Origin of the sequence: Ciceribacter thiooxidans (genome assembly GCF_014126615.1) — a bacterium.
Taxonomy (GTDB): domain Bacteria; phylum Pseudomonadota; class Alphaproteobacteria; order Rhizobiales; family Rhizobiaceae; genus Allorhizobium; species Allorhizobium thiooxidans.
In genome coordinates this window covers 2,694,418-2,714,195 of sequence record NZ_CP059896.1, presented here as the reverse complement: position 1 = coordinate 2,714,195, position 19,778 = coordinate 2,694,418, and the positions used below count along the sequence as shown (strand labels likewise).

Sequence of the window (19,778 nt, the reverse complement as noted above, 5' to 3'; positions counted from 1 at the left end):
TTCGCCATGAAATACTTTGCCGCGCTCCTCATCGGCGCCGTTTTCGGCCTCGGCATCGTGCTTTCCGGCATGGCCGATCCGTCCAAGGTCATGAACTTCTTCGATCTCGCCGGCACCTGGGACCCGAGCCTCGCCTTCGTCATGGCCGGAGCCCTGCTGGTCACCGCGCCCGGCTATGCGCTCCTGCAGCGCCGGCGCAAAAAGCCGGTCTTCGATGCGCGCTTCCATATTCCCGCCCGCGGCCGTATCGACGGGCGGCTGATCGGCGGCTCGCTCCTCTTCGGCATCGGCTGGGGGATTGCCGGTTTTTGCCCCGGCGGCTCCATTCCGGCGCTCGGCCTCGGCCATCGGGAAGCCTACGTCTTCCTCGTGGCCATGGTTGCCGGCATGCTGATTGCGCGCCGTCTCCTCGACATGAAGGTCTTCACGCTCGCCGAACGGCCAGCATGAAGCATTTGCCGCGGCGGGCCTCTTCCTTTTCTCGGTAAAAACGCTTAAACAGCGCCCCATGACCAGGGTACGGCTGACCATGTCCCTTCGAATTATTGGCCCGGCCTTCCGCGCGCTTTGAAAGCTGCCGGAGGGTCCGGGTTTTCGGCGCTTGCAAAAGCGCCTTTTTCGTTTCCGCCTTTTCCAGGAACTTGGCGCCGCCCTTTGCCGGCGCATCTCTCGATGGCAAGATCATGACCGATACCGCAGTAAAGCAAGACTATTCCTCGACCCTCTACCTTCCCCAGACCGAATTCCCGATGCGCGCAGGCCTGCCGCAGAAGGAGCCGGAAATGGTGGCACGCTGGGAGGAAATGGGCCTCTACAAGAAGCTGCGCGCCTCCGCCGCCGGCCGCGAGAAATTCGTCCTCCACGACGGCCCGCCCTATGCCAACGGCAACATCCACATCGGCCACGCGCTCAACAAGATCCTGAAGGACGTCATCACCCGCTCCTTCCAGATGCGCGGCTATGACGCCAACTACGTTCCGGGCTGGGACTGCCACGGCCTGCCGATCGAATGGAAGATCGAGGAAGAGAACTACCGCGCCAAGGGCAAGGAAAAGCCCGACCTCAAGCAGCCCTCGGCGATGATCGAATTCCGTAAGGAATGCCGCGCCTATGCCGAAAAGTGGATCGGCGTGCAGTCCGGCGAGTTCAAGCGGCTCGGCATCGAGGGCGACTTCGAGAACCCCTACACGACGATGAACTTCCACGCGGAAGCCCGCATCGCCGGCGAGCTTCTGAAGTTTGCCACGTCCGGCCAGCTCTACCGCGGTTCGAAGCCGGTCATGTGGTCGGTCGTCGAGCGCACGGCGCTTGCGGAAGCGGAAGTCGAGTATCACGAGGTCGAGAGCGACACGATCTGGGTCAAGTTCCCCGTGCAGCATGCCGGCGAACGGTCGGGCGACCTTCTCCACACCTTCGTCGTCATCTGGACCACCACGCCCTGGACCATCCCGGGCAACCGCGCGATCTCGTTCTCCTCGCGCTTCCCCTATGGTCTCTACGAGGTGACGGCGGCGCAGAACGACTTCGGACCGCAGCCCGGCGAAAAGCTCATCTTCGCGACGCGCCTCGCCGAGGAATGCGCCGCCAAGGCCAAGGTGACGCTCAAGCTCGTCCGTGACGTCGAAGGTGATGAACTCTCGACTCTCATCTGCGCCCATCCGCTCGAAGCCTTGGGCTATACCTTCCCGGTTCCGCTCCTCGACGGCGATCACGTCACCGACGATGCCGGTACCGGTTTCGTACACACCGCGCCGTCCCACGGCCGCGAGGACTTTGACGCCTGGATGGACAACGTGCGTGCGCTCGAAGCCCGCGGCATCTCGACGAAGATCCCGTTCACGGTCGGTGATGACGGCTACTACACCGACGAAGCTCCCGGCTTCGGTCCCTCGGCCGAGGGCGGTGCTGCCCGCGTCATGGACGACAACGGCAAGAAGGGCGACGCCAACAAGCGCGTCATCGAGGCGCTGATCGCGGCGAACCACCTCTTCGCCCGCGGCCGCATCAAGCACGACTATCCGCATTCCTGGCGCTCCAAGAAGCCGGTCATCTTCCGCAACACACCGCAATGGTTCGTCTACATGGACAAGGACCTCGGCGACGGCTCGACGCTGCGCTCGCGCGCACTGGAGGCCATTGACGAGACCCGCTTCGTTCCGGCCATGGGCCAGAACCGCCTGCGCGGCATGATCGAGCAGCGTCCCGACTGGGTGCTGTCGCGCCAGCGCGCCTGGGGCGTGCCGATCTGCGTCTTCGCCGACAAGGACGGGAACGTGCTGGTTGACGACGAGGTCAACGCCCGCATCCTCGACGCCTTCGAGAAGGAAGGTGCCGATGCCTGGTTCGCGCCGGGTGCCAAGGAGCGCTTCCTCGGCAATGCCCACAATCCGGACATCTGGAACCAGGTCACGGACATCCTCGATGTCTGGTTCGACTCCGGTTGCACCCACGCCTTCACGCTGGAGGACCGCCCGGATCTGAAATGGCCGGCCGACGTCTATCTCGAAGGTTCCGACCAGCACCGCGGCTGGTTCCATTCGTCCCTGCTCGAGAGCTGCGGCACGCGCGGCCGCGCGCCCTATAACGCTGTCATCACCCATGGCTTCACCATGGCGGAAGACGGCCGCAAGATGTCGAAGTCGCTCGGCAACCAGGTCTTCCCGCAGGACGTGATGAAGGAATCGGGCGCCGACATCCTGCGCCTCTGGGTCATGACGACCGACTACTGGGAAGACCAGCGCCTCGGCAAGTCGATCATCCAGACCAATATCGACGCCTATCGCAAGCTCAGGAACACCATCCGCTGGATGCTCGGCACGCTCGCCCACGACAAGGGTGAGGAGATCGCCTATGCCGACATGCCGGAACTCGAAAAGCTGATGCTCCATCGCCTCGCCGAGCTCGACAAGGTGGTGCGCGAGGGCTACGACGCCTTCGACTTCAAGAAGATCACCCGTTCGCTGATCGACTTCTCCAACATCGAACTGTCGGCCTTCTACTTCGACGTCCGCAAGGATGCGCTCTATTGCGACGCGCCGTCCTCGCTGCGCCGACGCGCATCGCTCGCGGTCATCCGCAAGCTGTTCGACTGCCTCGTTGTCTGGATGGCGCCGATGCTGCCCTTCACCACCGAGGAAGCCTGGCTGTCGCGCAATCCGCAGGCGGCGTCGGTGCATCTCGAACAGTTTCCGGAAATCCCGGCCGAATGGCTGAACCCGGCACTCGACGAGAAGTGGAGCAAGATCCGGCAGGTTCGCACCGTCGTCACCGGCGCGCTCGAAATCGAGCGCAAGGACAAGCGGATCGGCTCCTCGCTCGAAGCGGCTCCGGTCGTCCATGTCGGTGATCCGGCGCTCTTCCAGGCGCTCGAAGGCCAGGACTTCGCCGAAATCTGCATCACGTCGGATATTACGGTCGTTGCAGACGAGGGACCGGCAGACGCCTTCCGCTTGCCGGAAGTCGGCAAGGTCTCGGTCGAGCCGAAGGTCACCGAAGGCCGCAAGTGCGCCCGTTCCTGGCGCATAACGAAGGATGTCGGGTCCGATCAGGACTACCCGGACGTCTCTGCGCGTGATGCCGCCGCCCTGCGCGAGCTTGCTGCGCTGCGTTAAGCAAAAGTTACCGGGTGATTTGCGCTTTTGCCTGTCATCCGGTAAAACCTGCCTGAAATTGGCCGAAATCATCGTTCAGGCGAAGGTTGATTGGGTATTCTCGGCCGGCTAGACTGTGCCGGTGAGGCTGGAAGGGCGTTTATGAAAGCGGCAGATGTGTTCAGAGTGGGCGCTGGGGCGACGGGCATCATTGCGGTTTGCCTGAGCCTGACGGGTTGCGTCGGCAGCCCGACATACGGCACCGACAAGACGGCGATGGAACAGCTCGTCGACGACGTCGGGTCGGCGGTGTCGATCGGGTCGAACCCGAACAAGAACGCCGGCACCAAGTACAATCCGCGTCCTGCGCTCGTCATGCCGCCGGAAACCGCCAGGAACACGCTTGCCGCGCCGCAGCAGTCGCTCGCCAGCAAGGAAAATCCCGAATGGCTGGAATCGCCGGAAGATGCGCGTGAGCGCCTCGTCGCCGAGGCGGATGCCAACAAGGACAATCCGCGTTACCGCTCGCCGCTGCTCGCCGGCTACGGTACCGCCGGCACGATGACCGAAACCCAGAAGTGGGCCGCCTTCCGCGAAGCCCGCCAGCTGCAGAAGGGCGCCTATCTCGACCAGCGCCGCTTCCTCTCCGATCCGCCGACCGAGTACCGCCAGGTCGCCTCGGCGTCGAACCTCGACGACCTCGGCGAGCCGGAACTCAAGAAGGAAAAGCGCCGCAAGAAGGAGGCCAAGGCCGCCCGCCAGACTTCTTCCTGGTGGATGCCCTTCCAATAGTGGCGCGTTCCCCCTTAGTCTCGTAACATGTCGCAGGCCGGAAACGGCCTGCAGCTCTGTCTGGACCCCGGAATTTCCATGACCAGCTTCACCATCCGCACTGCGACACCGGACGATGTCGGCTCGATCCTGCGCTTCATCACCGAGCTTGCCGTCTATGAGAAGGCCGCGCACGAGGTCGAGGCGACGGAAGAAAGCCTGACCCGGACGCTCTTCGGGCTGGGTGCCGTCACGGGGGCTGCCATCCTCGAGGCAGACGGCGTTCCGGCCGGTTTCGCCATCTGGTTCTACAGCTATTCCACCTGGCAGGCGCGCAAGGGCCTCTATCTCGAGGATCTCTACGTCTCGCCCGACTATCGCGGCTCGGGCGCCGGAAAGCTCCTGCTGCGCCATCTTGCCAGGACTGCCGTTGAAGAAGGGTGTGGGCGCTTCGAATGGAGCGTGCTCGACTGGAACACGCCGGCGATCCGCGTCTACGAGGCCGTCGGCGCCGAGCCGCAGTCGGAATGGATCCGTTACCGCCTCTCAGGCGACCGGCTCAGGGATTTCGCCGCCGGTTGAAGTGCTCTGTCCGGGAATTTGCCTCCCCGGCGTCACACCCCGTTAACCGGACGGACCATAGTGTCCGGACATGTTCAAGATCAGCAGGAAGACGGCGACCAAGGCGGCGATAGTGACGGCACTGTCCGTCGCGGCCTCGGTTTCGATCGTGCTGCTGCTCGTGCCGATGCTCGGCGGCCATCCCGACGGACCCGGTTTCTGGATGAGCGTCCTGTGTCCGCTCGTCATCGCCGCGCCGGGCAGTGCCTGGCAGTTCCACCAGAAGGAGACGATCGAGCGCCAGCGCGACGAGATCGCGCGCATGCATGTCGAACTGGAGGACATGCATGCGGAACTCTCCGCACTGCATGAGGACCTGAAGCAGCGGTCTCGGATCGATTCCCTCACCGGCGGATTGAACCGCGAGACCTTTTTCGCCGCCCTCGACGCCGCGGCATCCGGGCCGCAGTCGTCCGCGCTGCTGATCGCCGACGCCGATCATTTCAAGAAGATCAACGATACCTTCGGCCATCTCGTCGGTGACGAGGCCTTGCGGGTGATCGGCAGGACGATCGCCGCGACGCTCGGTCCCCGCGACTTCTGGGGCCGGATCGGCGGCGAGGAATTCGTGCTGTTTCTCGACGGAGCTGACCGGGTGAGGGCGCTCGCCGTCGCCGAGGCACTCCGTGGCGCGGTGGCCGGCAGCAGGATCGTCGTCGAGGGCGTGCGCGTACCGCTGTCCGTCAGCATCGGCGCCCGGTGTTCCTCCGGGCGCTTCGATCCGACGGAACTCTTTCGGCGGGCCGATGAAGACCTCTACCGGGCCAAGAAAGCCGGTCGCAACCGCATCGTCATCAACGGTGAGGAGGCGGGAACGGTCGTCGCCTGACCCCTCCTGTTCACGGCTCCTCGCGCCGTTCCCGGAAAAAGGCCTTGAGAATGTCGGCCGCCCGGCTCTCCGAGAGACCGGAATAGACCTCCGGCGCGTGGTGGCAGGTCGGCTGGGCGTAGAAGCGCACGCCGTTGTCGACACCTCCGCCCTTCGGGTCCTCGGCGCCGTAATAGAGCCGGCGGATGCGGGCGAAGGAGATCGCCGCCGCGCACATGGTGCAGGGTTCCAGCGTGACATAGAGATCTGCACCTGAGAGCCGCTCGTCGCCGACACGTTCTGCGGCCAGCCGGATCGCGGCGATTTCGGCGTGCGCCGTCACGTCGTGCAGTTCGCGGGTACGGTTCCCGGCGCTCGCGACCACCTCGCCGTCGAGCACGACGACGGCACCGATGGGCACTTCGCCGCGTTTCCCGGCCGCTTCGGCCTCCGCCAGCGCAAGCTCCATGAAACGATTCGCCGGCGGCATGTGACATTTCCTCTTAACCAAGGCCCCGCGACCTGATAGGACACGGCCAAACCACAGGCAAACAACAAATGACATCCAAAGACAAGCCTAAGCGTCCCGGCGCCAAATCGTCCGAACGCGGCGCAAAGCCGTCGCCCCGCAAATTCGCCCGCTCCGCAGAGAAAGGGGCGCCGAAATCCGCCGAGAAGGCGGGGCCGAAAGCGCCCGCCAAGGCCAGCAAGCCGGCACCCGTCGTGACCGCCGCAGCTGCCGAAGCGGTCGTCCCCGAGCGCATCTCCAAGCTTCTCGCCCGCGCGGGCGTCGCCTCGCGCCGCGACGTTGAGCGCATGATCATGGAAGGCCGCGTCAGCCTCAACGGCAAGGTGCTCGACACGCCGGTCGTCAACGCGACCTTCGCCGACCAGATCGAGGTCGACGGCCTGCCGATCCGCGGCATCGAACGTACCCGTCTCTGGCTCTATCACAAGCCGGCGGGGCTGGTGACCACCAATTCCGATCCGGAGGGCCGCCCGACGGTGTTCGAGAACCTGCCGGACGACCTGCCGCGCGTCATGTCCATCGGCCGCCTCGACATCAACACGGAAGGCCTGCTGCTGCTCACCAATGACGGTGGCCTCGCCCGCGTGCTCGAACTGCCGACCACCGGCTGGCTGCGCCGCTACCGCGTCCGCGCCCACGGCGACATCGACCAGGACCGCCTCGACAAGCTGAAGGAAGGCATCGCCGTCGAAGGCGTGCTCTATGGCGGGATCGACGCGACCCTCGACCGCAAGCAGGGTCACAATGTCTGGCTCACCATGGGCCTGCGAGAAGGCAAGAACCGCGAGATCAAGAACGTGCTCGGCGCGCTCGGCCTCGAGGTGAACCGCCTGATCCGCATCTCCTACGGTCCCTTCCAGCTCGGCGACCTGCCGGAAGGCCAGGTCCAGGAAGTCCGCGGCCGGATGCTGCGCGACCAGCTCGGACCGCGCCTCATCGAGGATGCGAAGGCGAATTTCGACGCCCCGATCTATTCCCGCGACCGTGACGAGGACGAGGGCGAGGCGGTGGCTGAGAAACCCTCCGAAAAGCCGCAGCGTGGCAAGCGTGAAAAGCCAGAAGACCGCCGCGAACGTGCTCTCGACAGGCTCGACACCCGCCGCTCCGGCCCGGCGCCCAAGGGTGGGCGTGGCGACAGGCGGGAAGACGGCGACTTTGCCGACCGCCCGAAGCGCAAGCCGATGGGACAGAGCCGCACCGCCAATGTCTGGATGGCGCCGGGTGCCCGTCCGCTCGGGGAGAAGGCTGCTGCCCGCAAGGCGGCTTCCGGAACCGGCAAGCCCGGACGTCCGCGTTTCGAGGAGGCCCCGCGGGGCGGAAAGCCCGCTTTCGGCCAGCCCGACGCCCGCTCGCGTGTGACGATCAGCAAGACGCGCGACGAGGAAGGCGAATGGATCCGCGCCGAAGCGCCGCCGCGTCGCAAGGACGAGGACGAGGGTTTCGGCGGCAGGCGTGGCGCCGGTGGCCGCCCGGACCGCGGCGACCGTCCACGCGAAGGACGTTCCTCCGAGGGCAGGTCTTTCGAAGATCGGCCCCGCCGCGATCGACCGCAGGAGGCACGTGATCGCAGCGATCGTCCTCGGGGCGACCGACCCTACGGCGATCGTCCGCGCAGCGGCGAAAAGCCCGCCGGCGACAAGCCGTTTTCCGGCAAGCCCGAGCGCAAGGGCGGCAAGAGCTTCGGTGGCAAGGGCTTCGGCGGAAAGAGTTTCGGCGGGAAGGCCGGTGGCGGTAAGCCTGCCGGGGGAAGCGACAAGCCGCGGGGCGGCCGTCCGGGTGACGGCAAGTCTTTCGGGGGCAAACCTTCCGGCGGTGGCCGGGGTCCTTCGAAGGGCCGGAGGTAAGGCGCGGTGCGGATCGTCGGCGGTGAGTTTCGCGGTCGCAATCTGGCGACGCCGAAATCGAACGCGATCCGGCCGACCATCGACCGGACGCGCGAGAGCCTGTTCAACATCCTGACCCATGCGCATCCCGGCTGTCTCGACGGCACGCGCGTGCTCGATCTCTTCGCCGGTACCGGCGCGGTCGGGCTCGAGGCACTGTCGCGCGGCTGCCGTGCCGCGCTCTTCGTCGAAAACAGCGTCGAGGGCCGCAGTCTTCTGTGGGAAAACATCGATGCGCTCGGCCTGCACGGGCGGGCGAAGATCTTGCGGCGCGATGCGACGCTGCTCGGTCCCGCCGCCAATATCGAGCCCTTTCATCTGATGTTCGCAGACCCGCCCTACAACAAGGGTCTCGGCGAAAAGGCGTTCGCCGCCGCCCATGAAGGCGGCTGGCTGGTGCCGGGCGCGCTCGCGATCCTGGAAGAGAAGGCCGAGGCGGTGATCGACATGCACCCGGCGTTCCGCCTGATCGAAGAGCGGACCTTCGGCGACACGAAGATGTATTTCTACGAATACCGTCCCGCCTGACGGTCACAGGCCAACGAGGGGCTGCCGGTGGAAAGCGAAATGACGCCAGCAATCGTACCGGTTCCGGTCCCTTCCGGCGGACCCACGCTGGGGCTCGCGCTCGGAGCGGGCGGTGCCCGCGGGCTCGCCCATATCCCGGTGATCGAGGCTCTCGACGAGATGGGCATCCGTCCCGCGGCGATCGCAGGGTCCTCGATCGGCGCGATCATCGGCGCGGGCATGGCTGCCGGCATGACCGGCCGCGACATCCGCGACTATACGCTGGAGACGGTCGGCAAGCGTTCGGCGCTGGCAAACCGGCTCTGGAGTCTCGGGCCTGCGACCATGCGCGATGCGGTCGGCGGGTTCAGGCTCGGCCAGTTCAATCTCGAGCGCATCCTGGGGGCCTTTCTGCCGGAACGCCTGCCGGAGCATTTTTCCGGCCTCGAGATCCCGCTCAAGGTCGTCGCGACCGACTATTTCGGTCAGACCGAGGTCGTCTGCGAAAGCGGTGATCTCCGGAATGCACTGGCGGCGTCGGCGGCGATCCCCGCGCTCTTCATGCCGGTGCGTCTCGGCGGCCGTTTCATGATCGACGGCGGCATCTACAACCCCGTGCCATACGACCACCTCGCCGGCACGGCCGACATCGTCATCGGCGTCGATGTGATCGGCGGGCCGGCCGGCGACGACGGCGAGCCACCGAACCGCATCGACAGTCTCTTCGGTGCTAGCCAGCTGATGATGCAGGCCAATCTGGCGCTGAAGCAGAAGCTCTCGCCGCCCGATATCCTGCTGCGGCCGGACGTCAATTCTTACCGCGTTCTCGACTTTCTGAAGGCGCGGCAGATCCTCGATACTGCCGAAGCGCTGAAGGACGATCTGAAGCGCCGGATCGAGGCGCGGATGGAGGATGTCGTCCGAAAGTGACGGCGTTCAGGAATCCTCCGTTCCCTCGTGGGCGCGAACGGCCGCCTCGACGTCGTCCGGCGCACGCTTCGGCTTCACCAGCGGTTCCGGCCGGACCGGACGGTTGTGCAGCATGTGCCGACCGGCATGCAGCCCGCCCGTGAGCTGGATGCGCAGCCGCTCCTCGTCGCGGCGGCGGATATCCTCGCCGATCGCCAGGGCCTCCTCCTCGCTCATGCCGAGGGCTTCCAGTGTCTTGCGGCCGAAGAGCAGGCCGGATTCCAGCGTCTCGCGCAGCTCGTATTCGACGTTGCGCGACCTGAGAGACAGGCTGTGGACACGGTCGTAGGAACGCACGAACAGCCGCACGTCGGGGCATTCGGCGAGAATGAGATCGACGATACGGTCCGTCGTCTCCTTCTTCTGCGTGCAGACGGCGACGATCTTCGCCCGCTTCAGGCCCGCCGCACGCAGCACGTCGAGCCGGTTGCCGTCACCGTAATAGATGCGGAAGCCGAAGGACGCCGCCTGGCGGATGCGGTCGGCAGAATCGTCGATGATCGTCACGTCACGGCCGCTTGCGAGCAGGATCTGTGCGGCGATCTGGGCAAAGCGCGAAAACCCGATGATCAGCACGTCGGAGCCGGCACCTTCGAAATCCTCGTCGAGTTCCTCGCGGCTGTCGCCGGAAAGCAGGCGACGCGAGAGTGCCGCCCCGATCGGCGTCAGCGCCATCGTGAGCGTGACGATCGAGATCAGCAGCGAGGCGGTGCCGTTCGAAAGCAGCTGCTGAGCGGTGGCCGTGGTGAACAGTACGAAACCGAACTCGCCGCCCTGCGGCAGCAGGAACGCGATCCGTACCGCGTCGTCGTGCGAGGAACCGGACGACCGGCAGAGCACGTAGAGGATCGCCGCCTTGACCGCCATCACCGCCGGCACGGCGACCAGCACGAGAACGAAGTTGTCGAGGATGACGTTCAGATCGAGCGACAGCCCGACGGCCATGAAGAACAGCCCGAGCAGGACGCCGCGGAAGGGCTCGATGTCGGCTTCGAGTTCATGGCGGTAGGAAGACTCCGCGAGCATTACGCCCGAGAGGAAGGCGCCCATCGCCATGGAAAGGCCGGCGAGCTGCATCAGCACCGCCGATCCGAGCACCACCAGCAGCGCCGCGGCGATCATCACCTCGCGCGCGCCCGTGCGAGCGATGATCTGGAAGAGCGGCGTCAGCAGGTAGCGTCCGGCCATAACCATCGCGACCACGGCGAGGACCGCGACGACCGAATCGACGAGCACGGAGCCGTTCGTCGCCTCCTGACGACTGGAGAGGATGGAGACCATGGCGAGCAGCGGCACGATCGCCAGGTCCTGCAGCAGCAGAATCGAGAAGGAGCGCTGGCCGTAGCGGGTGTTCATGTCGCCGGCGTCGTTTAGGAGTTGCAGGGCGAAGGCGGTGGACGAGAGCGCGAGCCCGAAACCCGCGACCAGGCCGCCGCGCCAGTCGACGAGACCGGAAAAGACCGCGGCGCCTGTGAGCGCGAGGCCAGTCAGCAGCACCTGTGCCGTTCCGAGCCCGAAAATGTCGGCGCGCATGCGCCAGAGTCGCGAGGGGTTGAGTTCGAGGCCGATGATGAAGAGCAGGAACACCACGCCGAGCTCGGCGACGGCGAGAATTTCGCCCGCACCTGTCAGCAGGTGAAGGACCGGGCCGATGACCACGCCGGCGGCAAGATAGCCGAGCACGGTTCCGAGACCGAGCTTGCGGGAGATCGGTGCTGCCACGACGGCGCCCCCGAGCAGAAGCAGGGTTTCGGTGAAGAGCGCGTCCGGTGCCGTCGTCAAGCCGTTATTCTCCTTTTTTGTCTGTCGCGACGGCTCTCGGGGAATCGGTGCCTCGGCCCTTGATGCCTGCTGTAATGCACAATACATGGAGCCGTAATGAAAGGCCAAATCATGACCTCTGAAATCGATTCCGCCAGTCTTCTTTCCCGTGCCGGCCAGCTCGTCGACCTCGCCCTGAAGGCGGGAGCCGACAGTGCGGATGCGGTCGTCGTCCGCTCGCGCTCGAAGTCGGTCGGCGTTCGCCTCGGCAAGGTCGAGACGACGGAGTCTTCCGAAAGCGATGACTTCTCGCTGCGGGTTTTCATCGGCAGGCAGGTCGCCAGCGTTTCGGCCAATCCGGGCTTCGACCTCAAGGCGCTCGCGGAGCGGGCGGTCGCGATGGCGAAGGTGTCGCCGGAAGACCCCTTCGCCGGTCTCGCCGACGCGGCCGACCTCGCGCGGTCCTACCCCGATCTCGACCTTTTCGATCCGACCGAAGTTTCGAGCGACGCCCTGCGGGATGCGGCCCTTGCGGCGGAAGAGGCGGCCCTTGCGGTCGAGGGGGTCTCCAACTCGGTCGGAGCGGGCGCTTCGGCCGGCATGGGCGGGCTGGTGCTCGTCACCTCCCACGGCTTTTCCGGCAGTTTTCAGTCTTCGCGCTTCGGCTGCTCCGTCGGCGTTATCGCGGGCGAGGGTTCGCGAATGGAACGCGACCACGATTTCGACAGCCGGCTCTTCCATGCCGATCTCGATCCTGCCGCCGAAATCGGACGACGGGCCGGCGAGCGGGCGGTCCGCCGTCTCGATCCCCGCCAGGCCGAAACCGGCCAGAACGTCACGGTGGTCTTCGACCCGCGCGTGGCGCGCGGCTTCGTCGGTCACATTGCCGGCGCGATCAACGGCGCGGCGGTTGCCCGCAAGACCTCCTTCCTGCGCGACCGCATGGGAACCCAGGTGCTGACGTCCGGGTTGAACATCACGGACGACCCGCTGAAGGTGCGTGGCTCCGGCTCGCGGCCCTTCGATGGTGAGGGCGTGAAGGGCGAGAAGCTGGTCGTGATCGAGGACGGTGTCCTGAAGCACTGGTTCCTGTCTTCCTCGGCTGCCCGTGAACTCGGCCTCCATACCAACGGCCGTGGTTCGCGCGGCGGGACGGCGGTGTCGCCGACGTCGACCAACCTCGCGCTCGAGCCGGGGAGTGTCTCGCCGGAGGAGCTGATCCGCTCGGTCGGCACCGGCTTCTACGTCACCGAGCTGATCGGCCAGGGCGTCAACATGGTGACGGGCGAATACAGCCGCGGCGCTACCGGCTTCTGGATCGAGAACGGCGAACTCGCCTACCCGGTATCCGGCGTGACGATCGCGTCGAACCTGAAAGACATGTTCATGCGGCTGACCGCGGCGAACGATATCGACCGTAAGTTTGCTGTCGCCGCCCCGACCGTCGCCATCGAGGGCATGACGATCGCCGGCCGCTGACGTGAGCCGCAAAACGCAGAGGATGGTGTCACCATGACCGCCGCTATCATTTCCGACTGGCAGGCGGATATCGACCTCATCGCCGCCGCCGCGCGTGAAGCGGGCGCCGTTGCCTCGACATTTTTCGGTCAGTCGCCGCAGGTCTGGTGGAAGAACGAGGGCCGGTCGCCGGTCAGCGCTGCCGATCATGCCGCAAACGAGTGTCTCGAAGAGCGGCTGCGCACTGCCCGTCCGTCCTATGGCTGGCTTTCGGAAGAAACCGACGACGATCTCGGCCGGTTGAAATCCGATACCCTGTTCGTCGTCGATCCGATCGATGGAACCCGCGCCTTCATCGCCAACAAGCCGACCTGGTGTGTCAGCGTCGCCGTCGTCCACCGCGGCAAGCCGGTGGCCGGCGTTCTCGTCGCGCCGGCGCTCGGCGAGGAGTATTCGGCGGTCGCCGGCGGGCCGGCACTGAAGAACGGCAAGCCGATCGCGGTCGCCGCCTTCGATCCGGCGAAGAAATTGCGCGTCGCAACCCCGATGGACATCGTCAATCTATTCGATGCTCCGTTGAGGGGACGTATCGAGCGTGTCGAACACGTGCCCTCGCTCGCCTACCGGATCGCAATGGTTGCCGAAGGCCGCATCGACGCGACATTCGTCAAGCCGAATGCCCATGACTGGGATATCGCAGCCGCCGATCTCATCCTGCAGCAGGCCGAAGGGCGGCTCACCGATCTCGACGGAAACGCGTTGATCTACAACCGTACCGAGGTCACCCACGGCGTCCTGTGCGCAGCGGTTGAAGGTGAGCTTCCGGCTCTCCTCGAAAGGCTCGCCGCCGTCCCGCGCGGTTGACGTTTCCGTCAAAATCGATCACAGGAAAAGGGGAGGCGAACACGAATGGAAAGAAACGTAGAATGACCGAATCCAACGATCACAAGCAGCTCCTCCACCTCGTCTTCGGCGGCGAGCTGACCAGCCTCAAGGACCTGCATTTCAAGGACCTGAACGATCTCGACATCGTCGGCATCTTCCCCGATTATGCAAGCGCGCTGGCGGCATGGAAGGGCAAGGCGCAGGCCACCGTCGACAACGCCCACATGCGCTATTTCATCGTGCACATGCACCGCCTGCTGACTCCGGGCGAAAAGGTTGTGGGTCAAGACTGATGAATTTGACCGCGCCGCGTCCGGCTTATCGATCGGATGCGGTGGCGGAACGTCAATTTTTGAACGCAGTTTTGCAGCATCGACAGTTTCAGTTTGGCCAGCCTGATCGAAAGGGCGCCATGGCACCGAAAGCTAAGAGAAGCGGTCTTTATTGATGGCGATGATCGACGGTTTCGCATCGATGGCGATTACCGGCTACAGCTGGGCGGGCATTGCGGCCTACCCGCTCGCCGGACCGCTGCTGGCGTTCCGTGCCGCCAAGGGCAAGGAAGACCGCGCGCGTCGGCTGGAGCGTTTCGGCTATCCCTCCGCAGACCGTCCGCACGGCCCGCTCGTCTGGATCCACGCCGCGAGCGTGGGTGAGACGCTCGCCGTCGTCGGCCTCATGCGCGAGCTGCGCCGCCGCGACATCAACGTCCTTTTGACCACCGGCACCGTCACCTCCGCCGAACTCGTGCGCCTGCGTCTCGACGGGGAAATCATCCACCAGTATGTGCCCCTCGATCTTCGGCCGGCGGTGCGCCGTTTCCTCGACTACTGGGGCCCGGACATCGCGATTTCCGTCGAGTCCGAGATATGGCCGACGACGCTCGGCGAGCTCGACCGGCGCCATATTCCGCAGATCCTCGTCAACGCCCGCATGTCGGACCGCTCCTTCGAGCGCTGGCACCGTCACAATTCGATTGCCGAGGCACTGTTTTCCAGACTGTCGCTGGTGATTGCCCAATCGGATGTCGATGCCGAGCGTTTCCGCGATCTCGGCGCTTGGCCGGTCGCCGTCTCCGGCAACCTCAAGGTCGATGGCGACGCGCCGCCCTGCGACATGGCCGTCCTCGCCCGCTACCGCGAGCAGATCGGTCACCGCAAGACCTGGGCGGCCATCTCCACCTTCGAGGGCGAAGAAAAGATCGCCGTCATGGTGCACCGGGCGCTGAAGGCCCATGTCGGTCTGCTGACCATCATCGTGCCACGTCATCCGGAACGCTGCGACGAACTCGAGGCGATGATGGTCGAGAAGGGCCTGAAGGTCGCGCGCCGCACCCGCGACGACGCGATCACGCCGGATACGGATGTCTTTCTGGGTGATACGATCGGCGAGATGGGGCTCTATCTGCGGCTGACGGAAATCGCTTTCGTCGGCCGTTCGATCACCGGGCAGGGCGGCCAGAACCCGCTGGAGCCGGCGATGCTCGGCTGTGCCGTGCTGAGCGGGCCGAATGTCGAGAATTTCCGTGACAGCTATCAGCGGCTGGTGCGCAACGGCAATGCCCGGATCGTGCGCGATGCCGAAATGCTGGCGAAGGCCGTGCACTTTCTTTCGGTCAACGATCTCGCGCGCCACAAGATGATCGATGCCGGCACCGAGACGCTGCAGGAGATGCGCGGCGCGCTCGTCGCGACCATCAAGGGGCTGGAGCCCTATATCAATCCGCTCACCGTCAAGGCACGGCTGGAGCCGCGTGCTGCACGGCAGCGCTGAAGAAAAGAGAACACGACATGGATCGGGGAGCGGGGATCGCGGGGATCCTCTTCGACAAGGACGGAACGCTTCTCGATTTCGATGCGAGCTGGGCGCCGGTCAACCGCAAGCTGGCGCTGCTGGCCGCCGACGGCGACACGTCGCTCGCCGACCGCCTGCTGCTCGCCTGCGGCATGGACCCGGAGACGGGCCATATCGTGCCGGACAGTCTGTTTGCCGCCGGCAACACGCGTGAGATCGCCGACGGCCTCGTCGCCGCAGGCTCGCCGATGACCAGCGAGGTGCTGGTCCCGATCCTCGACGAACTCTTCGCCGATGCCGCCGACCTCTCGGTGCCGGTGATCGAACTGGCGCCGCTCTTTTCGCGCCTGCATGGACGCGGCCTGAAGATCGGCATCGCATCCAGCGACAACGAAAAGTCGATCCGCCGCATCGTCGAGCGTTTCGGCATCACCGAGTACGTCGATTTCGTCGCCGGTTACGACAGCGGTCACGGTTTCAAACCCGAGGCGGGCATGGTGCTCGGCTTCTGCCGGGCGACGGGTCTCGCACCCGATGCGGTCGCCGTGGTCGGTGACAACAATCACGATATGCACATGGGCCACAACGCAGGCGCCGGCCTCAAAGTCGCGGTGCTGAGCGGGACCGGTTCGCAGGCGACGCTCGCCGATGCCTGCGACGTCTGCTTGAAAGACATCAGCGAACTCGAAGCCCTGCTCGCCTGAAGGGTCGTGAAAGGCCGAGCCGGCGAGACGGCCACGAGACGGCCACGAGACGGGTTGACGAAGGCCATCCGCCTGCGGTCTGTTGCATCATCGTAAACAGATGCTTTCCGTCAGGCGGGAGGCGCAGCGGGAGGACGTGATGGTATCGGAAGCCCCACCCTTCTGGTGGACCAAGCCGGATTGGCGTGCCTGGGCGCTGTCGCCGTTTTCGTTTCTCTACGGCCAGATCGCCGGCCGGCGGATGGCCAAGGGCAAGCGCCTGTCTTCGCCCGTCCCCGTCATCTGCGTCGGCAACTTCACCGTCGGCGGCGCCGGCAAGACGCCGACCGTTCTGGCGCTGGTGCGCGCCGCCCAGGCCCAGGGCCTGAAACCCGGCATTCTCAGCCGCGGCTATGGTGGCTCACTCGACGTGACGACCGTCGTCGATCCGGAGCATCATCGCTCGACCGACGTCGGCGACGAGCCGCTGCTGCTCGCACGCCACGCGCTCACCGTCATCTCGCGCAAGCGTTTCGCCGGCGCCCGCCGTCTCGTGGACGAGGGGGTCGGCCTGATCATCATGGACGACGGTTTCCAGAGCGCGCGTCTCGCCGTTGATTTTGCATTGATCGTCGTCGACAGTGTCCGCGGCATCGGCAACGGCCATCTCGTGCCCGGCGGACCGGTGCGGGCACCGATCCGCGTGCAGATGCGCTATGTCGACGGTTTTCTGAAGGTTGGAAACGGCACCGCCGCCGATCGCCTGGTGCGTCAGGCGGCGCGGGCCGGAAAGCCGATCTATGTTGCTTCGCTCACGCCGCGGGGTAATGCCGGGATCTCCGGCAAGCGGGTGCTCGCCTTTGCCGGCATCGCCGATCCGGGGAAGTTTTTCCGCACCGTCGAGGAGCAGGGCGCCGAGATCGTCGAGCGGCGCGCCTTGCCCGACCATCACCATATGGGCGAGGACGAGATCGCCGATCTCCTCGACAAGGCTGCAGCGGGCGACCTGGAACTCGTGACCACGGCGAAGGATTTCGTGCGCCTGCGCTCCGGTCCGGGGCGGGCCGAGGAACTGGCGCGCAAGTGCAAGGTCGTGGAGGTCGAAATGATGTTCGACGATCCGAACGCGCCGGCAAAGATCATCGAACGGGCGATCGAGGTCCATCGTGCCCGGCGCCTGAAGGAAGGCCGCTACTAGCGAGAAGGCCGGGCTTGCGGCTCAGCGCGTCTGGACGGGAAGTGCGCCCGCCCGCTTTTCCGCCTCGAACGAGGCGGCGGCATCCACATAGGGCTCCTGCCGGGCGACGCTCCAGTAGCGCAGTTCGTCGATCAGGATCGGCTTTCCGGTGACGGCGCAGACCACATAGGAGCCGGGGGACAGGATCTGGAAGTCGGCGTCCAGATACCGGAGCTTGGCTTCCCGGTTGCCGCTGCCTTCGAAACGGTTCATGTCACACTGCTCCTTCGCACGTCATTGCCCTGCAATACTCCGCGACGCGCGGAAATTCCAGAAGTATCAGCTGCGGCCGAATAGCCTTTCGATGTCGGAGAGCTTGAGCTCGACATAGGTCGGCCGGCCGTGGTTGCACTGACCCGACCCCGGCGTCGCCTCCATCTGGCGCAGCAGGGCGTTCATTTCCTCGACCCGCAGCACCCGGCCGGATCGCACCGAGCCGTGGCAGGCCATGGTTGCTGCGACATATTCCAGCCGCGCGGCGAGCCCGCCGGCCGTGTCCCATTCGGCGATCTCGTCCGCCAGCTCGCGAACGAGCGCCTGGACATCCATCTCGCCGAGCATGGCCGGCGTCTCGCGCACGGCGACGGCGCCGGGACCGAAGCGCTCGACCGACAGCCCGAGCTGTTCCAGCGCCGCGGCATGGACCATCAGGCGGTCGCAGTCCTCCTCCGGCAGGTCGACGATCTCGGGGATCAGCAATCCCTGCGACGGTAGCCGCCGGCCGGAGAGCGCCTTGCGCATCTGTTCGAAGACCAGGCGTTCGTGGGCGGCGTGCTGGTCGACGATGACGAGCCCGTCCTCCGTCTGCGCGACGATGTAGTTGGCATGGACCTGCGCGCGGGCTGCGCCGAGCGGATGGCTCTCGACCGGGGGCGCGGATGGCGGAGCGACGACCGGTGCCTCAGCCCGGGCCGTCGGCACGGCAACGGTGTCGAAGCGTGCCTGTTGCGGTTCGGCGAACCCGAACGGTGCTGTAGCGGGCCGGTAGGGTGACGTTTCAGGGTTCCAGCTGTAGCCACCGGCGGGGCTCGGCGGACGGAAACCGGGGCGGAATGCACGGAGCATGCCGCCGGCGCCCGTCGTCGAGGCACGGTCACCCTCGCGCTGCAGCGCCTCGCGGATCGCGCCGACAATCAGGCCACGGACGAGACCTGGGTCGCGGAAGCGGACGTCGGACTTCGCCGGGTGGACGTTGACGTCGACGAGGGCCGGATCGATGTCGATCGAAAGCACCGCCACCGGATAGCGGCCGTGCGGCACGGTCTCGGCATAGGCGCCGCGGATCGCCGAGAGAATCTGCTTGTCCTGCACCGGGCGGCCGTTGACGAAGGCATATTGGTGGGCCGAGTTGCCGCGGTTGAACGTCGGCACGCCGGCAAAGCCGGTCAGCCTTACGTCTTCCCGTTCCGCGTCGAGCGAGATTGCGTTGTCGCGGAATTCACTGCCGAGCACCTGGGCGATGCGGGCGAGCGGATCGCCTGCCGTCGCCGGGAACTCGAGTGTCGAGCGGTCGCTGCCAGATAGCACGAAGCGGACGTGCGGAAAGGCGATTGCCATCCGCTTGACGACCTCGGTAATGGCGCCGGCCTCGGCCTTTTCCGTCTTCAGAAACTTTAGCCGCGCAGGCGTCGCGAAGAAGAGGTCGCGGACCTCGACCACGGTTCCCGGATTGGCGGCGACCGGACGGATGGCGGAAACCCTGCCGCCGGCGACGCTGATTTCCGCGCCTTCCGTACTGCCGAGCACGCGGCTCGCAATCGAAAGCTTCGCGACCGAGCCGATCGAGGGCAGGGCTTCCCCGCGGAACCCGAGGCTGCGGATGTCGAAGAGTGATTCGGAAATCTTCGAGGTGCAGTGGCGGCGAATCGCAAGCTCAAGGTCGGCGGGATCCATGCCGCCGCCATTGTCGGTGACGCGCAGCAGGCTCTTGCCGCCGCCGGCGGTCGCCACTTCGATTCGCGTGGCGCCGGCGTCGATCGCATTCTCGATCAGTTCCTTCGCCGCACTGGCGGGACGCTCGATGACCTCGCCTGCGGCGATCTGGTTGATGAGCGTTTCGGAAAGCTGCTTGATGGCCATCCTGTTCTTTTCCCGGATTCGGACAGGTGAGGAAAGCCCGAAGACGCCGGAAACGGTGGAAATCCGCCTGCGTTCACGGAAACGTTGCCGTTCGCCATTAAGTCCCCGTTAAGGACCAGCAACTAACGTCGGTTGTACTCCAATACGTTCGTAGAGGGCGAATGGTTGTTGACGTCGAAAGGGTAACCGGCTCCGCCGGAACC

Annotated in this window: 19 protein-coding genes; 14 read left to right on the top strand and 5 right to left on the bottom strand. The window is 65.6% G+C overall.

From position 1 onward, the window contains the following. Positions 1 to 6 precede the first annotated feature (6 nt). Positions 7 to 450: a YeeE/YedE family protein gene (locus H4I97_RS13275; RefSeq protein ID WP_182305144.1), complete on the top strand. Its 444-nt coding sequence runs from the start codon at positions 7 to 9 to the stop codon at positions 448 to 450. Here the strand turns inward: H4I97_RS13275 and H4I97_RS13270 are convergent. Further along, entirely contained in the window at positions 425 to 685 is a 261-nt protein-coding gene (locus H4I97_RS13270) for a hypothetical protein (RefSeq protein WP_182305143.1), read from the bottom strand. The two genes, H4I97_RS13275 and H4I97_RS13270, sit on opposite strands and share 26 nt — an antisense overlap. Between H4I97_RS13270 and ileS the strand changes: the two genes are divergently transcribed. The 4 genes from ileS (at position 684) to H4I97_RS13250 (ending at position 5,811) form a co-directional block, all read left to right on the top strand. Further along, a complete protein-coding gene (gene ileS / locus H4I97_RS13265; RefSeq protein ID WP_182305142.1) occupies positions 684 to 3,611 on the top strand; it encodes an isoleucine--tRNA ligase in 2,928 nt (975 codons plus the stop codon). The genes H4I97_RS13270 and ileS overlap by 2 nt on opposite strands. 141 nt (positions 3,612 to 3,752) lie before the next feature. Then, positions 3,753 to 4,382, top strand: coding sequence for a hypothetical protein (locus H4I97_RS13260; protein WP_182305141.1), 630 nt, complete (start codon positions 3,753 to 3,755; stop codon positions 4,380 to 4,382). A 78-nt stretch (positions 4,383 to 4,460) separates the two neighbouring features. Then, positions 4,461 to 4,943 (top strand): GNAT family N-acetyltransferase, encoded by a 483-nt coding sequence (locus H4I97_RS13255; RefSeq protein WP_182305140.1) that lies wholly within the window; start codon positions 4,461 to 4,463, stop codon positions 4,941 to 4,943. Between the two features lie 70 nt (positions 4,944 to 5,013). Then, on the top strand, positions 5,014 to 5,811 hold the full coding sequence (locus H4I97_RS13250; protein ID WP_182305139.1) for a GGDEF domain-containing protein: 798 nt from the start codon (positions 5,014 to 5,016) through the stop codon (positions 5,809 to 5,811). Positions 5,812 to 5,821: 10 nt separating this feature from the next. On the opposite strand, the gene H4I97_RS13245 is transcribed toward H4I97_RS13250, so the two are convergent. Beyond that, positions 5,822 to 6,280 (bottom strand): nucleoside deaminase, encoded by a 459-nt coding sequence (locus H4I97_RS13245; protein WP_182305138.1) that lies wholly within the window; start codon positions 6,278 to 6,280, stop codon positions 5,822 to 5,824. A 68-nt stretch (positions 6,281 to 6,348) separates the two neighbouring features. On the opposite strand from H4I97_RS13245, the gene H4I97_RS13240 reads away from it, so the two are divergent. From H4I97_RS13240 to H4I97_RS13230, 3 genes are read left to right on the top strand one after another with little or no spacing between them, the layout of a single operon-like run. After that, a complete protein-coding gene (locus tag H4I97_RS13240) occupies positions 6,349 to 8,163 on the top strand; it encodes a pseudouridine synthase (protein ID WP_182305137.1) in 1,815 nt (604 codons plus the stop codon). Positions 8,164 to 8,169: 6 nt separating this feature from the next. Then, entirely contained in the window at positions 8,170 to 8,730 is a 561-nt protein-coding gene (rsmD, locus tag H4I97_RS13235) for a 16S rRNA (guanine(966)-N(2))-methyltransferase RsmD (RefSeq protein WP_182305136.1), read from the top strand. 39 nt (positions 8,731 to 8,769) lie between these two features. Then, a complete protein-coding gene (locus H4I97_RS13230) occupies positions 8,770 to 9,639 on the top strand; it encodes a patatin-like phospholipase family protein (RefSeq protein WP_182305135.1) in 870 nt (289 codons plus the stop codon). 6 nt (positions 9,640 to 9,645) lie between these two features. Here H4I97_RS13230 and H4I97_RS13225 read toward each other — a convergent pair whose 3' ends face one another. Continuing rightward, on the bottom strand, positions 9,646 to 11,460 hold the full coding sequence (locus H4I97_RS13225) for a monovalent cation:proton antiporter-2 (CPA2) family protein (protein WP_244658650.1): 1,815 nt from the start codon (positions 11,458 to 11,460) through the stop codon (positions 9,646 to 9,648). Between the two features lie 111 nt (positions 11,461 to 11,571). Between H4I97_RS13225 and H4I97_RS13220 the strand changes: the two genes are divergently transcribed. The 6 genes from H4I97_RS13220 to lpxK all read left to right on the top strand — a co-directional run bounded on the left by H4I97_RS13220 (position 11,572) and on the right by lpxK (position 17,457). Continuing rightward, complete coding sequence (locus H4I97_RS13220) at positions 11,572 to 12,918, top strand: TldD/PmbA family protein (RefSeq protein ID WP_182305134.1); 1,347 nt, start codon at positions 11,572 to 11,574, stop codon at positions 12,916 to 12,918. Between the two features lie 33 nt (positions 12,919 to 12,951). After that, positions 12,952 to 13,761 carry a 3'(2'),5'-bisphosphate nucleotidase CysQ gene (locus H4I97_RS13215; protein ID WP_182305133.1) on the top strand — a complete coding sequence of 270 codons (810 nt, stop codon included), beginning with the start codon at positions 12,952 to 12,954 and terminating at the stop codon, positions 13,759 to 13,761. Between the two features lie 62 nt (positions 13,762 to 13,823). After that, positions 13,824 to 14,075, top strand: coding sequence for a DUF4170 domain-containing protein (locus tag H4I97_RS13210; protein ID WP_182305132.1), 252 nt, complete (start codon positions 13,824 to 13,826; stop codon positions 14,073 to 14,075). 160 nt (positions 14,076 to 14,235) lie between these two features. Continuing rightward, entirely contained in the window at positions 14,236 to 15,555 is a 1,320-nt protein-coding gene (waaA, locus tag H4I97_RS13205) for a lipid IV(A) 3-deoxy-D-manno-octulosonic acid transferase (protein ID WP_378143250.1), read from the top strand. A gap of 17 nt (positions 15,556 to 15,572) precedes the next feature. Then, the gene (locus H4I97_RS13200; RefSeq protein ID WP_182305130.1) at positions 15,573 to 16,280 is read left to right on the top strand and encodes an HAD family hydrolase; all 708 of its coding nucleotides are present in this window, start codon (positions 15,573 to 15,575) and stop codon (positions 16,278 to 16,280) included. 139 nt (positions 16,281 to 16,419) lie between these two features. Then, on the top strand, positions 16,420 to 17,457 hold the full coding sequence (gene lpxK / locus H4I97_RS13195) for a tetraacyldisaccharide 4'-kinase (RefSeq protein WP_182305129.1): 1,038 nt from the start codon (positions 16,420 to 16,422) through the stop codon (positions 17,455 to 17,457). 21 nt (positions 17,458 to 17,478) lie between these two features. Here the strand turns inward: lpxK and H4I97_RS13190 are convergent, their stop codons facing one another. Further along, positions 17,479 to 17,709 (bottom strand): DUF2093 domain-containing protein, encoded by a 231-nt coding sequence (locus tag H4I97_RS13190; RefSeq protein WP_182305128.1) that lies wholly within the window; start codon positions 17,707 to 17,709, stop codon positions 17,479 to 17,481. A 66-nt stretch (positions 17,710 to 17,775) separates the two neighbouring features. Next, positions 17,776 to 19,575: a DNA mismatch repair endonuclease MutL gene (gene mutL / locus H4I97_RS13185; protein WP_182305127.1), complete on the bottom strand. Its 1,800-nt coding sequence runs from the start codon at positions 19,573 to 19,575 to the stop codon at positions 17,776 to 17,778. Between the last annotated feature and the right edge of the window lie 203 nt (positions 19,576 to 19,778).